This is a genomic window from Methanopyrus sp. KOL6 (assembly GCF_002201915.1).
GTDB lineage: Archaea > JAADCQ01 > Methanopyri > Methanopyrales > Methanopyraceae > Methanopyrus.
On the sequence record NZ_CP019470.1, the window covers coordinates 214,910 to 231,154 of the forward strand.

Sequence of the window (16,245 nt, forward strand, 5' to 3'; positions counted from 1 at the left end):
GGGAGGAAGGCGATGCTACTGTTGAAGGACCACGCGGAAGTACTGATTACGGTCGAGGAACTCGGTGCCAGGGAAGAGGCCAGGGAGATCGCCAAGGAGGCCGAGGCGATCACGGAAATCATCCCACAGCGGTTGCTAGAGCTCGAGCTTCAAGGTCTGATGGAGCGAGTCGGACCGAACGAGTGGGAACTAACCGATGCCGGAAAAACCGCTGCGAAGGCAGTAGCTGAGACCGTCGATATTCTGAAGCAGCCACCACAAGAGTGGACGCATGACCGATGGGTTGGCTCGGACACGATACTGGCGCTGAAACACTCAGCCCTATCCTTCGTGCCGGAGCGTTGGGAAGAGTTACTGAACGAGCGTGGTCTGTCGGAAGATGGCGAGCTGACAAAAGCCGGAGAGCTAGTGTTAGAGGCGTATTTCAAGGCGACTCCGAAACTGTACGTCACCCAAGATGTAGCCGGGCGAATAGCTAAGTTACCACCGGGACCCGGGACATTGAAAACCTTCATCAAATACCGGGAAACTATAGACATTCCAGATAACATCCTCCACGCGCTCGAGGCGATGCGGATGCTGGTGATTTCCCCACCCTCGGATAGTGGCCGCACGTACACTCTGACTGCGCTCGGCCGCGAGATCAAGTACGCGATCGAAAAGGCGATTCCCGCCATGCATCTGGTGTTGTCACCTGGGATCATGGAGGACGTAAAGGCCGTGAGTGAAGGAGAAGAACCCGAGGACATGAAGCGCCTCGAGCGGCTCGGATACGCGTGGAAGGGATCGTTAACGAGGGCCGGCGAGCACGTCCTCCGAGCCTACGAGATGGTAGGGGAAGATTTCCCGAGTGTGCCTCCTATCAGCGTACGTCCAAGCGAGCTAAGGCTTTTGGAGATTATCGATCGCCTGTACCGCCCCGACGAGAACCTTAACGTGGCTCCTACCCTGAAGAGGATCAAGAGGATGCTAATAGAGGAGTACGGAGAGGCTGATCCCGACCCCACAACTGACCTAAAGGAGTTGGAGGCGCACGGGTTCGTGGAGAGAACCGTCTGCGACTACGGAAAGGAAAAGGGCAAGCCGATATGGGTACTCACAGAGGAAGGAGAACGATTACTTCACAACCTGGGCGCGCCGGTGCGGGCGGAAAGTGTCAAAGCCGTCACCGTGTCGATGGGTTTCGAGTCACCTTCCCCAGAGTGGCTGGAGGAGGCTCACCGTGCCGGTCTGGTGTCGCAAGCCGCCATCACCACGAAGGGGTTGATGGTCGCCAAGATAGCGCGTCGCGTGGAGAGGTCTCCCTTCTTGACTGGAGACGAGGCCAAACTGATCTACCGAATACCCGACGGGTCGATCGACAGATGGGAACTGATCGAAGACGTTTGTGACCGGTACGGGCTCGAAGAGCACCAGATCCTGGAGTCACTGTCGAAGTTGGAGTCTCGAGGTATAGTCGAAGAGTTGCTCACGGGAGGGGTGATACTGACGCGAGCCGGCCAACACCTCAAGACGGCGATACACCGTGGTCAGACGATGGAGATCCTGAAACTCCGACACCCGATTACACCGGTCGCGACCCGTCTCCTCAAGGCAGTATACGACTTGAAGAGGGAGGGTTTTAACACCAAGAAGCTCTACAAGTTCCCGAAGACACTACTAAAGAGGGCCGACGTCACGCTGGACCAAGCTAAGAAAGCAGTAAAGTTGTTGCGGCAAACCAAGATGATGAGCGGCTGGAAGATCACAGAGGCCGGAGAGGAATTACTCAGAGCATTCGAATTACTTCAGAAAGCCACGGAGGTGCGACAGCATCCGGAGGAGGCCGCTTAACCTCCCCCAAACCAGTCCCGTGGGGAAAACGTTACGATTTTTATAACGATTTGAGGATTGGTGCGGCCGCCGGGATTTGAACCCGGGCCACGGGCTCGGAAGGCCCGCGTCCTACCAGACTAGACTGCGGCCGCCCCACCGTCGCCAGTGGTCAGGCTCCAACTATAAAAATATTTCGGACATTCGGTGGGTCGCTGTGCGTTCGACAACTGGAGGAGCCAGACTTTCGTAGCTGGGATGTTCATCACTACTGTCTCCGATACCGGTGTGGCGACCTCCCCGGCGCCGTACAGACATATGTTATAGAGCTCGTAACAATTCCGACTTGGGGGGAAAGGAAGCCTCTATTGGCGTCGGACGGCTATCATCACGATCCCGAGCAAGCACACTGCGGTCACCGGCACCTGAACGAACTTCTTGAGCGCACTTTCCGCTGTGGCTGTTGCCTGCTGCGCCTCGGGGCTGCTGAGGACATCCTGCAGGACCGTCACGGCCTCACCGATCAAATTCTCAAGGTTGTTAACGCTGAACTCCGCCTTCAGGTCCGTTAGACCCTGCTGCTCGTTCACTTCTAGGAACGCACGGAGCGCGTATCCGGTCTCTTCGTTGACCTCCTTTTCTTCCTTCCCTTCCTTCTCCTTCTCGCTGACCTCGAGCTTCTGTAGCTCTTCCGGCTCGGCTCCCGTCACTGACGCCTTCACGAAGTACTTAAACACGAGCGCCTGCAGGCACCCTACGGGAGTCTTACCGTGGGGGTGACCGTACTCGTACGTAGCCAATACTCGCGCCAGACCTTTTAGGAGCTCCCGGTTGAGTTTCACCTGGAACTTCCCAACCTTAATCGTCAGTTCCTCTGGGTCAACCATCTTGAGCGATAGTCCTATCGGTAGCGGCTTGGTCTCCAGCGACAGGGCCAGTAGAGCCCCTCTAGCCAAGTAAGCTGGCTTCCACTGTCTGAACTTCACAGCCGGCGGAAGCTTACCCGATATCGCGTTGGGGTCCACTACTACAGCATCCTCCGTCTCTCCCGTCACCGCCGGAGTTAGGTCCACGATCAACGCGGCGTGATTCCCGTCGGCTACGAACACCCCGTAGTACGCCTTACCTAGCGGTAGTTGAGCACCGGCCGGTGCTTCCACGGAGATCACGTACTCTTTCAATATCTGCTTGGCCTGATTCGCGGAAAGCTGGAATGTCCACGGGTGTGTCAGCACTCCGTATAGCGGTGCCTCTTCAGCTGCGGCGCCACCCGACGCCGCAAGGACCAACACTAAGAGTGCTAGGGCTCGCATGTTGCATTCCCCCAACATTTGCAGCATAATATCGAATAATTAACCTTTTCGTTCACCTCCACTGACTGAGCCGGTGTCAGTATCGGCCTTAGTTCTTCCTTAATTTTGCGATGAAAAACCCCTGACATCGGTCGGTATGAGGGTAGAACCGTCGGGTTCTCGGAACTAACCCTCTCCTACCGAATTGGAGGTTTACCTCTTCAATAGTTATATCATACCGTCTTACGGCTCTTCGGATCACGTTTTCATTTTCATTAATAGTTAAAGTACACGTTGAATACACCACAATACCCCCGGGTCGAACGGTCTTTACCGCTGCTTCCAACAATTCTGATTGAAGTTTAGCGTAACGTCGCACCCGTTTCTTCGTGACATTCCACCTGGTTTCCGGTCGCTTCTGGACGGAACCCATACCGGAACATGGGGGATCGACAATGGCTCGGTCGGCCTCTTCATCCAGCTCCTCTGGTATCTCTCGAGCGTCCGTGCATCGGAGTTTGACGACACCGTCGGGAACATGCTGCCACGCCAACTTCTCCCGCATGGCATCCAATCGCCAGTCAGATTTGTCGACCGCAAGGATCTCTCCTTCGCCCTCCATCAAACAGAGGACATGGAGCGTCTTTCCGCCAGGGGCCGCGCAGAGGTCGACTACGAACTCCCCAGGTTGTGGATCGAGTACGTGAGCGACGGCCGCGGAGGCCTTGTCTTGAGTGAACACCAGGCCTTCTTTCCACGTCTCCGTTCTGACTATAGGTACCTCCTCCTCGACTACACGTAGCAAGTCCGATATGTGCTCATCCGGCTCCGTCAGCACGCCCTCCTCCGCTAGGCGTTCGCGGACTTCGTCTACGTCCGCCAGCAGCGTGTTCACGCGGACGTACTTTACCGCGGGCTCGTTGCACGCTCGGAGGAAGTCTTCTATCTCGTCCTCGGGCAGCACTCGACGGACGTAATCGACGAAGTCGGGTGGGAAGTAATACTGCAGGCAAAGGTCATCGTAACCGCGTCGCTTCAACCGGTCGACGTCGTACTCTTCGAGATCGAAGCATATCGCGTGCACGAAGTCGGCCACTTTATCGTTGACTAGCTCCTTAGCTATCCGCGTCGCGGCGTCGGTTACTAACGCCGGGCTAGTTCCTTCGAACAACATCTCATCAGCCGCGGTTACCAGAACCCCTTTCAGCTCCGGACCAAGGTCTTCGAAAGACCCCGATTGAATGACGTCATCGAGGATCTCTTCGCAGAGTCCCAACCGCTTGCCGAGTTCCATAAGTCGACGGTGAATAGCTCTAGCCTTGTGGCTGGGAATGGAGAACGGATCATCGAGAGCCCGGTAGAACGACTCTTTCAGGGAGACCCCGGACCGGTAGTGCTCAGCGAGTATCCTAGCCAACATGGATACTATCTCGCTAGCTTTCACACGACCTCCCTTCGGTCGGCCAGCTGCGTTCGTGAAGAAATAGGTTTAGGAGGAAGGAGGACATATCGCGAGTTCATAGGCGCTGGGCTGGCGATCTATAGTGCAATCCCGGTACTGCTGCCCTCCCCACGATTTATTCTCCGCCTATGTGTCGTGCAGGTTACCGGCCCCGGATAGTCCTCGAGTCCTAGGTGGGAATCCCAGCACGGGCCAGGTCGTTGCACAGAACCTCTCGACGTCCGAGGCTGGGGAAATCGTTATATCTAGTCAACCGGACGTAAAGTCGGGCGGCGGTGGGTGGGCTGGCGGCTCCCCCGCCCCGAGGAAGGGCCCGCCGGAGTAAGGCAATGAAGGCGGGTCCGTCGGGGTACGGCCGTGGGGCCGCTAAGGGGAGGAAGCTCCGCCCCCGGGCCCGGGCCCGCCGCCCCGAGAGGGGGCCGGCCGAGAGGCCGGGGACCGGCCACAGAAACGACACGTCCGTCGGCGGATGGCGATGACGCGGCTGAGGTCCGCCGTTGGCGGACCGAGAAGGGCCCCGGCGACGGGGCCCGAGCTAACCCGCAGAGGACGCCGGCGGGAGCGGTGAAACGGGCCGCCCGGCGGGGGGCGAGGCCGAATGAGCCCGATGATACGAGGGTGATGCCCCCGATGAGTTCCCGGGCCGGAGGGGGATGGTAGGCCGCTTAGGTGAATGCCGCCGTCTAAGGCTACAGAAGGCGGGCTATAGCCCACCCACCGCCGCCGTCCGCCTGCAATCGTCACGGGTGTTGTAACAAATGACGCAGGAAGTGAGGCACGCTCACGTGGATACCCCGAATCCCCCGGCGCCCGTAGCTCCCTTAACCAGTGGCACGAGTTCTTCGGCGTTGAGACCCACTTTGTACAGTTTACCTTGCCTCGACTCGCGCCGGGCCAGCTCCTTACGGACGTCGGAGATCACTCGCATTCGGTACAGATCCCACTCTGGCTCGATCCTCTCCTCGTCCGGTGCCCTGTCCTTGGAGAGTCGCTGGATGAGAACTGTCGGAGCCATACGTTCCAGGGCATCGGCCAGGAGCCTGATGTACTCGCGGTAACTCAGCGGCTTGTAGCGGCGATCGTAGTACATACGCTCCAGATCGGTACGTTCTAGCACGACCAGCGGATACAGTTTCACGGCTTCTACACCGAGCACCGAGAGGACTCTGACGGTCTCGAGCATCTCATCTCGGGTCTCGCCGGGAAGTCCGAAGATGATGTGGTTGACTATTCGGATCCCACGTTCCTTGGCCCGGATTATAGCGTCGATCACCTCGGTGAGCCCGTGACCACGCCGCGTGCGGCGCAGAGTGCGATGGTGGTAAGACTGCACCCCTATCTCGAGCCATACGTCGTAACCTTCTTTGACGTAGCCTTCGAGGATGTCTAGGACATCGTCCGGTAGGCAATCCGGTCGTGTCCCTATGGATAAACCGATGACGTCTTCCATCTCCAGGGCGCGGTTGTACAGCTCCTCAAGGACGTCGGGAGGCGCGTAAGTGTTCGTGGCCGGGTAGAAGTACACGAGGAACTTCTCGGCACCGTATCTCTCGCGGAATACTTCCATCTGCTCACGAGCCTGCTCCTCGAGCTTCTTACCCGGGTCCACGTTAGGAGTGATGATTGTCCTGCCCATCTTCGGGCAGAACAAGCACCCTTCACTGGATATCCTGCCGTCCTTGTTCGGACACACAAAACCTGCGTCCACGGCCGCCTTCATAACCTTGCAACCTTTCTCGCGACGATAATATGCTCCGAAAGCCACGAACTTTTCTCCGTCCTCGTACAACTCCCGAACTATCCGTTCGTCGACGTACCTGGGCAAGGCACCATCGGTCGCCGGTTCGACTTCCCGTTGGAGCGTTCCAAGATCCCTGAGGTCGGATTTAATATCCCCCACCCCCGTGTTGAGGTCGAGTTAACGGGTACAAAAACCACTCGGGAGTGGCGATGCATGCCACCGAAGTGGTATCGGCACGTGATGAGAGTGCTCTCCGAGTCGCAGGTGGTATTGGAGGTTCGAGACGTGCGATATCCGGAGGAGACGCGGTGGGAGAAACTCCACAGACTAGAAGACGTGTTCAACTTCACCCGTGTGGTAGTGCTCAACAAGGCCGATCTGGTCCCACGGGCCGAAGCCGAGCGCGTAAAGGAGGAGGTGGAGCTCAAGGAGAACGTACCCACGGTGTACGTAAGCGCACGAGAGCGCATGGGTTTCCGGCACCTCCGTAGGACCATCTACGAGGTAGCACCTGAAGTAGAGACCGTGAGGGTAGGAGTAGTAGGGTTTCAGAACGTAGGCAAGTCCACGATAATTAACGCATTGACTCGGAGGAGTGCTGCGGAAACGTCACGACGCGCGGGATATACCCGAGGAAAGCAGTGGGTACGCGGTGGTAGGAAACTGTTGGTCATCGACTCTCCGGGTGTGATTCCGACCGACGAAGCCGCGGCCGAGGCCGTAGCGCTGGATCCAGACGTACTAGAGGATCCAATGGAGCCGGCATTAGGTGTGATCGAGCGCGTTGTCCGCGAGTACCCAGGGGCACTGTTCGATAGATTCGGCGTCGACGAATCGAAGGATCCATGGAAGATCCTTCGGGATATCTCAGAGCGCTTGGGCAAAGACCTCAGAACTACCGCGAAACTGCTCCTTCGTGAGTGGGTGGACGGTAGCCTGGTGGAAATTTACCGGACCACACGGGACGACCTGACCGAAGCTTCAGAGCTAGAGGTGGGCGGCACCGCACAGCGCTTAGTGGAGGAGACTCTCCGTGAAATCGAGGAAGTGGCACCCGAAGGTATCCCACCTAGCGCCGCGACGGTTCGTGGGATTCTAACGAGGCTGGCCTACGGAAAGAACGTGGACGGCGTAGGATTCGGCACAGTAAGGCTAGGTGAATACGGTGTGGGAGTGTCCGTCGGCGACCGATATTACGATCGAATGGTTAGGAGGCTGCGTCGTGAACTGGGGGGCGAAGTGGTCTCTGAGGAGCGGTTCAGAGTGGGCGCCAACGGGCGCAAGGCGGTGGTACTGGTGACCAAGGGTCGGTAGCGCGGGCCGGTCTCCTCACATTCCGCCAAGATCGGACCCCATGGCCCTCCTCATCCCCTCGAATCAGCGCGGGGAGTTCTCCGCATCCCCGGCCGTACTCGGAGCCTGAAACCGTCATCATCCCAACCCGCGGACGGTTAGGCCTGTAAAAAAGCATCGTGGAGGGATTGCGTGTTGATAGCTCTGGTGAAGTCTGTCGAGGAATACAGGCGGCTTTTGGGAGAAGTCGTCGAGGAGGGTGACATAGTAGTGGAGTTAGGTTGCCACCGAGGAGCCTCCACCCGAGTCATACTCACCGGCTCCCCCAGACGTGTCGTCGTCGTGGACTACGGTGAAGACGCCGAAGAAGCCATGCGAGAGTTGGAGCGTAATCATCCCGAACTCACATTCGTCAAAGGTGACGCTCGAGAATACGATACCCTAGAACGTGTCCTCGAAGAACTAGGCGGACCTGAGTGTGATGTGCTGGCCGTGGACCTCGGCGGTGGTATGTTTCCGGACACCGCGTTCAAGGTGTATTACGTGTGGTCGGTGACTCTGCGACCACGAGATGCGGTGGTACGAAACGCGGGCCTCTGCGAGTTCCTGAAGCTGGCCGAGCTCCAGGAAGAGGTGCACCTGAACGATGAAAGCCGGGGTTATCTCGGAGAGTTGAGCCCTCCGGGGATCCCGGGTAAGATCCGAGAGCGGTTCGAAGAGTTCAAGTTGTGGAGGAGATAGGGTACTCCACAACTGTAATACAACTGTAATGATCGTATGGTACTATGTCCTCCGTACGGCCACATACCGCTTGATCGGACACCGTGCCATATCCTCACACGTCGAGCAATCCCTAGGATGATTCCTACAGCCCGTCACCATAGCGTAACCGCTCATTAGGGCTGCGCCCTCGTGGCCGTCGTAGTGTTTCAAGAGCTCGTCGGCGCACTCCTCGACCTCAGGGGGTACGCTCCCGTTTATACCTGGCATGCCCGACCACGTCGCATACAACCCGCATTCCCTAGCTACCTCGACTGCCCTTTCCATCAGGCGTTTCGGGGATCCGGGATGCCGTTCCAACACGAAGTTGGGCCTGAACGCTAGGAAGCATACCGGAACGGACTCGTCGAGATCCGCCAAGAACTCGCACATCGCCCTGATTTCCTCCGTATCGTGGGCCTTCGGAATCAGGAGGATCCGAACTTCCCAAATTTTATCCAGATGCTTGGGGACCAAGAACTCCAAGTTCCTCAAGACGGGCTCAACGGGGGCGCCAGTGATGGCACGATGGAGGGGATCGGAGTACGCTTTGAAGTCGAATGTGATCGAGTCCGCTAACTTAACGATACGGCGCATGCTCTTGCGCGTCGCGAACCCGTTCGTGTCGAAGTTGACCTTCCATAGGTCTGTCGTGTCCCGGTAATGCTCGACGACCTTCTCTATGTAAGGCAGGTGCACAGTGGGTTCGCCACCCGAGAAGAATATCCTGTCCGCCCCTATCATACGACCCTGATTCGTTTCGATCATGTTCACTGCCTCAACGGCGAGCTCTTTTGGATCTTGATAACCTACCACCCGCCCCTCGGGGTTGTCGGGATAATGAGCTATATTCCAGTTTTGACAGTTGAGGCACCGATAGTTGCACCCGACCATGAACACCGTGTAGCTGGCCGGTGGCGCCGGGTGGAGTTGTTTAGCGGCAATAATTGGCTCAGTAACGCGACAGACGCCGCGTTCTCCCTCGAGCCTGTCAACCCCGCATTCCCAGGCGCAGAGCTTACAGTTACGTAGGTCCTTCACACGACCACCCCATACCCAGAATTTACATCCTCGGGGGATGACGAGGCGACCGAACACCGATAAGTGAGGAACTCAGGCGGCGCTGACCCTTGCACTGGGAAGGTGAAAAGAGACGGAAGCTCGAGGAGCTAGAACGCGCCATCGAACGGGGAGAGGTGGACGAAACCGCCATTCCGGTCCTGGAGACCATCAACTCATTCAAGGAGTACTGTACGACCAGCAGTTGCTCAGGCCGAGTGGTCGTGCTACATGAGCCGGAGGTAGGTGACAAGATAGGGTCCGAGTTCGTGGCCAAGTGGCACGAGCCACCGGAACCGGAGGAAGTCCGTGAAGCCGTACTGAAAGCCCCAGAGGAAGGTATAACGTGGGTGAAAGCCCAGCCGCCCCTGTTCCACGTGATGTGTAGAGATTTGGAGGCGGCCGTTCGGTTGAGGAATATCGCCTCAGAAGCCGGATTCAAGGCGTCGTCCATACGTTCGGTCAAAAGTTCAAAGGTGATCGTAGAGATACTCGGCGGTGAGCGGATGGACGTTCCGGTCAAAGTCAACGGGGAACTGACACTGCGCGAAGAGGCATGGGATAGCGTCGTCGCCCTTTGCACTGATATCCTACGGAGCGGGCACGAGCGGCTCAGTCGGCTGGTGGAAGCGCTGAAGGGGTTGAGCAGATGATGGTGCTGGAACGTGCCAAGGACATGGTTCCAAAAGGATTCCGAGGTTTAGTCGAGTCTATCCTGGACGACTGTGCTGACTTGGAGGAGCTAGCGGATAGCGTCGCAGAAACAGAAATGGAGCCAGAGGAAGTACGCCGTAGAGACATTGGGAGCACCGGCCCCAACGAGCCGGTGGCGATTTTCGGATCTTCGTGCGTCCTGTGCGGAGGCGACTGTTCGTCCATCAGACTCACCTCCAGGATAGGCATTTGCGAGCGGTGTCTTCCGGTCGATACGGGGACACTGCGCGAAGCACTGAAGGAAGCTAGAGAACGTCACGGGCACGTGGGAGAGGCTTTACTGATGTTAACCCTGGTAGAACGATATTCACCGGATCGGGTGGAGGAATTCTTCCATCGGTACGTCTGGCCGGAGCTGTTCACCGAAATCGTTGACAGAGTCTTCAATCGGGCTACCGGATTCCGACTGTATTCGGCACAACGTGTGTGGACGAGGAGGTTAGTTAAAGGTTGCAGTTTCTCGATACTGGCCCCAACCGGTACCGGTAAGACCTCTTGGGGCTCGTTAGTAGCGGCGGTACTCGGGCATGCCGGACGCAGGGTATATTACCTAGTCCCAACCACAACTCTGGTCCGACAGGTCGAAGATAGAATCAAGGGGTTCGCGCGCGACGCCGAACTGGACGTCGATGTAGTCGCGTATCACGCGGCTATGCCAACCCAAGCTAAACAAGAGGCTTTGGAACGTATCTTCTCCGGAGATTTCGACGTTCTGATCACTACGGCGCAGTTCCTGGTTCACCGTGTGGAGGATCTTGAGAAGCTGAACTTCGATCTGATCCTAGTGGACGACGTGGACGCAATCATCCGGGGTACCGGACGCAACGTCGACCGCGTGCTCCGCGTCGCCGGACTCGAGCAGGAAGAGATTGATAGCGCGTACAGGTTGGCTACCCTCCGACGGCGCTACTACTCACTTCGAGATTGGCTTCGGTCGTTGGAAGACCGTGGAGACAAGCGCGCGGAGCATGTCCGGGAGGAACTCCGAGAGGTCGAGTGCGAGATCGAGGAACTCGAAGAACGGTTGAAGTGGATTAAAAAAGAGCGCGATCTCGCACGGATCGTGTTCATGAGCGCGACAGGAGCCGCGGCCCCCTCCAGACGTCTCGTCGTGGTCCGGGAGCTCTTCGATTTCGAAGTCGGAGCGGGCGGGGATGGTCTCCGTAACATTCAGGACATTGCGGTAATTTCCGAACCGTCCCCTGAAGCCGTGGAACGGATCGTCCGAAGAGCCGGTGTGAAGGGAGGCCTGATCTTCGTCCCGCAGCGGTTGCCAGGAGAAAAGAAAGCTAGAGAGATCGTGGAAGAGCTCACGGAGCACCTACGATCTTCAGGGATCGAGGCTCGGGCGATCCATGCCGGAACGCCCGCCGAGGAGCGGGAGAGGATCATAGACGGCTTCTCCGAAGGAGACGTAGACGTTCTGGTAGCCGTAGCCAGTCCTTACGGCGTAATAGTTCGAGGTCTCGACCTTCCACAAGCCGCCAGATACGCGGTTTTCTACAGGGTTCCTCGACAGCGGATAAGACTGACTCCGCGCGAGGAAGACCTCAAGAACCCGACGTACGTAGCCTCGGCCCTGTCCAACCTAGCCAGACTGCTGGACGACCGCAGAGCGAGGAGTCGCTTAGAGGGTGTGGCGGATCGACTATGGAGGATCCTCAGACGTGGGGACTGGATCAGGAAGCGGCTGGAAGAGGCTGTGGAACCGCTCTCTCTGGATACGCTGATGAAACTCGCGGAGCGAGATCCGGAAGATATCGCCGAGCAACTCGACGTCAATCGGTGGCTGGCACAGCACGTTCGAACGTTGGCCGATGGTGTGCGAGAGCTGACCCGATTGTTGGGCGACCCTGACCGAGTGAAGGCTCTGGCCGAAGAAGCTACGACGGTCGCTGTGCGCGAAGAGGGTGAGGAAGCCTACTTGGAGGTCCCAGACCTCCGGACGTACGTACAGGCCAGCGGCAGAGTCAGCCGTCTCTTCGCCGGTGGAGTGACTTTCGGATTGTCTTTCGTGCTATGTCCCGAGGACGAACGCGAGCTCCGGATACTCAACGGTCTGATCAGGCGCATGTCCTACACCTATGGCTCGGAGTTCGAATGGAAGTCTTATTCGAAGTCTTTGGACGTGAAGGAGATCGGTCTAGAACTCAAGAAAATCTCGGACGAGGAACTCGAAGAACTAGTGAGGAAGGTGGACGAAGACCGAGAACGAGTCCGGAAGATACTCGCAGGCGAGCTGAAACCGGAGGAAACCAGTCGACTCGCTCGTTCAGCACTGATGATCGTGGAATCCCCGAACAAGGCCCGTATGATCGCCTCGCTGTTCTCTCAGCGACCGTCACGCCGCAGACTGAACGGGGGGGTGGCATACGAAGCCGCAGCGGACGGTTTTCATCTTACCGTCGTCGCCACGCAGGGTCACGTCGCCGACCTAGTCGAGGAGTCCGGAGTTCACGGTGTGCTCCGTATCGACGAACGTTGGGTACCAGTGTACGACGTTCTAGGCAGATGTAACGAGTGCGGTGAGCAGGTGGTCGGTTCTGAAGAGTGTCCGAATTGCGGCGGTGAAGTAGAGCTCAAGATACCGCTTCTAGAGTCGATTCGAGAACTAGCCTCGGAAGCTGACGTGATACTCATCGGAACGGACCCAGACACTGAAGGAGAGAAGATCGGATGGGACGTCTTCAACTACTTGGGATGGACCACGGCCCAGGTGTACCGGACTGAGTTCCACGAGGTCACTAGACGTGGTATCTCCGAGGCTCTGAAAGAAGAGAACTGGAAGAACGTCGATGCAGGCCGTGTGTCGGCTCAGATTCTCCGGCGAGTGGCCGATAGATGGATCGGATTCTCACTATCTCAGGACTTGTGGGATGTGTTCAAGCACCTCGAGATAAAGCTAGGAGAGCTCCCATCGGGCTCCAGGATCGAGATGAAGCTGGACATCCCGAGCGGGGTAGAAGTAGTAGATTTCCGACGCACGTTCGACGAGGATTCTTCGGTAAGGTCCAGGTCGGTAAGACTGCGCCGAGGAAGCGATGGGTACGTGGCGCGTACTCGCATCAGTCGTGGCGGCGACGTGACGTATACCGCGATACTTCTGGATCCGAACAGGAAGCTCGGAGACAGGAACAGAGTGCGACCGGAGCTTGTACGTGTACGCGCGTCCGTCAACGGTGAACCGGTCGATCCGAACGTCAAGCTGGAGCCGATGACGTGGCTGAGCGCTGGTCGAGTTCAAACTCCAGTGCTCGGATGGATCGTAGATAGAGCAAGGGAATACCGTGAGACAGAGTTCTACGCGTGTCGTGCGGAGGTTTCGACGGACGACGTAACCATCCGCGCGTTGATCGAGGAACTGAAGGTACCGCGGGCTCTGACGGAGAAGTTGGACGAAGCTACGATCCGAGTGCTGTCCAAGATCGCGGAGGAGGGTTCTGACGCCGAGTTCTCCGAGGAAGAGGTGGACCGGCTCGAGGAGACCGATCTATTCGAGCGGAAGGACGGGCGCTACAGACTCTCAGAGGAGGGGCGGAAGGTGCTAGAGTCCGAGGGAGTCATAGGGCTGATGCTGCGCTTCGCGGGGGTTTCCAACAGATGACCCGCGCGATCGCCACTGTGGACGAAAACGCTCCCCATATTGCGTTCGTGGAGACGCCGTCTGCCAACGAGAAGCTGCTAGACGTAATATCTCGTGAGGAATGGCGGGAACTCGGAGTGTTCGTACTGGATCATCACGGTCAGTTATCCGAGGAACCGTCGGCTGTGGCTCAGGCTCACGAGATCGTGAAGGATCATACCGAGTTTCCGATGGTACGGGCTGTCGTCATCGAGCCACCGGTGGATACGGATATGGTGGCCGCTGTACTGCTGCTGAAGCGTGGACCGGTGCTCCCAGAGGAAGACGTCGAAGTGCTCGACAAGATCGACCGGTTCGGGAAGCACTACCCGTCGGACGAGGAGCTCGAGAGGGCTGAGTACGCGCTGGCGATCATGCAAGCCGTGGCAGAGGTAGTGAAGAAGCCGTACCCGGATAACCCGGAAGAGCTGAAAGAAACGTTCAAGAAGGCCCTGAGGGCCGTGGAGCGTGTCGTGGACGATGAGGAGTACCGAAAAGAGCTAGCATCGAAGTGGCTTGAGGAGTTCCGGAAGTCCGTACGGGAGGCCGAAGAGAGTACGGAAGTAATTGAAGAGGGAAAAGTGAAGGTAGAAGACGATAGGATAAGGTGGTGTGCGACTATTTCGGAGGCGCAGAACGCCTTCACGTATCTGTACCGTGAAGGGTATGACCTAGTGATCCTCTACTCGCCCGCGATGAAGCGGGTGACAGTAGGGCTCGGCGATCCCGAGTTACCTATCGACCTATGTGAGTTGTTCGAGTACCTGAACGAGCATCACCGTGAGGGTTGGGGAGGTAGGAAGAACATCGGAGGCTCACCAAAGAACCACGGGATCGACGAGGACGAGTTCAAAGACATCGTTTCCATCATTCGCGGGTGGCTTCTAGGGTTTTCATGAACGACCTGTAAAGGCGGTCCAAGAACTCCACGGAGTTCGCGCCAACCTCGAGCCTCAACCATTCCAGGCCATGCGCCGTCCTACTGCGTAAAGTGATCCCGTACGGCTTGGAGTACGGGCAATCAGACTCGAAAATCGGGAGACCTACTTCTTCCGGTATCAGCCCCGTCCAAACTTCCGGAACGCGGATCATCGGACGCACTATAGTGGTTTCCGGGAAGTCGTAGTCCACGTACTCGGATCTCATTCCACCTAGCTCCTCAACGGGCCGCAGGATGTTCAACCCTTCACCCTTAATCGCTGAAGCCATAGCGGTGACGATAGCGTCGTCCAAAGTATGGGCCAACACCAGCTTATTCCCACGTTCCCGAAGCTCTCGACGACGAATTAAGGAGCAAATAAGGCAGGGAGACTCATCGTGTTCTTCGGCGAGCTCGCCGACGTCTTCCTTCGGTTCCACGTACTCCAGTTGGAAACCGAGAGACCTACATACTTCTTCGCAAACTTCCCGACCCTCACGGCCCCATATGGGGTCTCCATGAAGTCTGGTTTCTACAAGGACCGGTCTAACACGGAGCCCAAGTCGTCGGGTTAACGGCTCGAGCATGAGGAGGCACGTAACACTATCTTTACCGCCACTAAAGCCGACAACGACCTCCTCCCGAGGTTCGAATAGGTCATAATCGGTCACGACTTGATGAAACCTCGAGGAAGCTCGCTCGACAACCTTAGAACGGACGACCTTTATACCCTCTCTCCTCAGCTCCTCCCGCCGCGAAGCGGTGAGGCCAGCTCTCCTCGGGTTCAGCGCAACCACAGTATCACCTAAAATCGCGACGTAGCGGGAATCTACGCCAACGTCTCGGAGTATCTCCTCGATATCCAACGCTCCACCCCCCGGGGGGACAGGTGGAATGTCCCTAACGATGCTGATGTTCCTACTCAACGTCCTGGCTTACGTGCTCAGCGTAGGACCGGATGGAATCATCCGACCCGACGTACTATACAGCTATGGATTATACCTTCACAATATTACTGTTCATCCTGAATGTTTGATTACTTACATGTTTCTTCACGCAAATCTCATCCATTTACTGTTCAATATGCTAGGATTATTGACGTTCGGAGCGCAACTAGAGCGTGTACTCTCCGCATCAGAATTCCTCGTACTCTATTTACTATCAGGGTTAATGGGTGGACTGGCACAGACTGCGCTAACACCGGATGTTCCCGTAGTGGGTGCATCCGCAGCCATCTTCGGATTACTCGGGTGCCTCACGATGCTCAGACCGATGAGTATAATGATGTTCCTGTTCATCCCGATGCCCTTGGCGTTATTCGCAGTCCTTTACGCAGCACTAGCCATATTCGTGATCCAATCGGGAGTTGTCACGCAAGTAGCCCACGCAGGTCACTTCGTAGGAATGGTAGTCGGAGGGGTGCTGGCGCTGCTTTACAGACCGAGTGAGGCCTTAAAGGGGTTACTGGCGGTGACAGCGATCACCGCACTGCTACTGACGGGCTACTGGTTCCTGACCCACCACTAAACCCACCACTAACGGGGGCGAAATGTTTATTATCACCCTAGGGGT

Annotated in this window: 12 protein-coding genes, 1 tRNA gene and 1 other RNA gene; 8 read left to right on the forward strand and 6 right to left on the reverse strand. The window is 57.3% G+C overall.

Annotated elements, in window-relative coordinates; all coding sequences use genetic code 11:
• The first annotated feature begins 12 nt into the window (after positions 1-12).
• On the forward strand, positions 13-1,833 hold the full coding sequence (locus BW919_RS01255) for a DUF505 domain-containing protein (RefSeq protein ID WP_088335023.1): 1,821 nt from the start codon (positions 13-15) through the stop codon (positions 1,831-1,833).
• Between the two features lie 58 nt (positions 1,834-1,891).
• Here the strand turns inward: BW919_RS01255 and BW919_RS01260 are convergent.
• The 3 genes from BW919_RS01260 to BW919_RS01270 all read right to left on the reverse strand — a co-directional run bounded on the left by BW919_RS01260 (position 1,892) and on the right by BW919_RS01270 (position 4,548).
• Positions 1,892-1,967, reverse strand: a tRNA-Gly gene (locus BW919_RS01260).
• A gap of 210 nt (positions 1,968-2,177) precedes the next feature.
• A complete protein-coding gene (locus BW919_RS01265; RefSeq protein ID WP_088335025.1) occupies positions 2,178-3,125 on the reverse strand; it encodes a hypothetical protein in 948 nt (315 codons plus the stop codon).
• 88 nt (positions 3,126-3,213) lie between these two features.
• Positions 3,214-4,548 (reverse strand): RsmB/NOP family class I SAM-dependent RNA methyltransferase, encoded by a 1,335-nt coding sequence (locus BW919_RS01270; RefSeq protein ID WP_088335027.1) that lies wholly within the window; start codon positions 4,546-4,548, stop codon positions 3,214-3,216.
• 371 nt (positions 4,549-4,919) lie between these two features.
• Between BW919_RS01270 and rnpB the strand changes: the two genes are divergently transcribed.
• An RNA gene (gene rnpB, locus BW919_RS01275) (RNase P RNA component) lies at positions 4,920-5,277 on the forward strand.
• Positions 5,278-5,347: 70 nt separating this feature from the next.
• Here rnpB and BW919_RS01280 read toward each other — a convergent pair.
• Complete coding sequence (locus BW919_RS01280) at positions 5,348-6,466, reverse strand: TIGR01212 family radical SAM protein (RefSeq protein ID WP_232452896.1); 1,119 nt, start codon at positions 6,464-6,466, stop codon at positions 5,348-5,350.
• A 54-nt stretch (positions 6,467-6,520) separates the two neighbouring features.
• On the opposite strand from BW919_RS01280, the gene BW919_RS01285 reads away from it, so the two are divergent.
• On the forward strand, positions 6,521-7,621 hold the full coding sequence (locus tag BW919_RS01285) for a GTPase (protein WP_088335029.1): 1,101 nt from the start codon (positions 6,521-6,523) through the stop codon (positions 7,619-7,621).
• Positions 7,622-7,795: 174 nt separating this feature from the next.
• The gene (locus BW919_RS01290) at positions 7,796-8,341 is read left to right on the forward strand and encodes an SAM-dependent methyltransferase (protein WP_088335031.1); all 546 of its coding nucleotides are present in this window, start codon (positions 7,796-7,798) and stop codon (positions 8,339-8,341) included.
• Positions 8,342-8,383: 42 nt separating this feature from the next.
• On the opposite strand, the gene BW919_RS01295 is transcribed toward BW919_RS01290, so the two are convergent.
• A complete protein-coding gene (locus BW919_RS01295) occupies positions 8,384-9,400 on the reverse strand; it encodes a radical SAM protein (RefSeq protein WP_088335033.1) in 1,017 nt (338 codons plus the stop codon).
• An 89-nt stretch (positions 9,401-9,489) separates the two neighbouring features.
• On the opposite strand from BW919_RS01295, the gene BW919_RS01300 reads away from it, so the two are divergent.
• Genes BW919_RS01300 through BW919_RS01310 form a run of 3 tightly spaced genes read left to right on the forward strand, consistent with a single transcriptional unit; the run spans position 9,490 to position 14,653 of the window.
• Positions 9,490-10,071: a hypothetical protein gene (locus BW919_RS01300; RefSeq protein WP_088335035.1), complete on the forward strand. Its 582-nt coding sequence runs from the start codon at positions 9,490-9,492 to the stop codon at positions 10,069-10,071.
• A complete protein-coding gene (rgy, locus tag BW919_RS01305) occupies positions 10,068-13,736 on the forward strand; it encodes a reverse gyrase (protein WP_088335037.1) in 3,669 nt (1,222 codons plus the stop codon). The genes BW919_RS01300 and rgy overlap by 4 nt, the downstream gene beginning before the upstream one ends.
• Complete coding sequence (locus BW919_RS01310; protein WP_088335039.1) at positions 13,733-14,653, forward strand: hypothetical protein; 921 nt, start codon at positions 13,733-13,735, stop codon at positions 14,651-14,653. The genes rgy and BW919_RS01310 overlap by 4 nt, the downstream gene beginning before the upstream one ends.
• On the opposite strand, the gene BW919_RS01315 is transcribed toward BW919_RS01310, so the two are convergent.
• The gene (locus BW919_RS01315) at positions 14,622-15,539 is read right to left on the reverse strand and encodes an ATP-binding protein (RefSeq protein WP_157665843.1); all 918 of its coding nucleotides are present in this window, start codon (positions 15,537-15,539) and stop codon (positions 14,622-14,624) included. The two genes, BW919_RS01310 and BW919_RS01315, sit on opposite strands and share 32 nt — an antisense overlap.
• A gap of 28 nt (positions 15,540-15,567) precedes the next feature.
• Here BW919_RS01315 and BW919_RS01320 point away from each other — a divergent pair, with 28 nt between their 5' ends.
• Complete coding sequence (locus BW919_RS01320; protein WP_088335044.1) at positions 15,568-16,200, forward strand: rhomboid family intramembrane serine protease; 633 nt, start codon at positions 15,568-15,570, stop codon at positions 16,198-16,200.
• Positions 16,201-16,245: the final 45 nt, after the last annotated feature.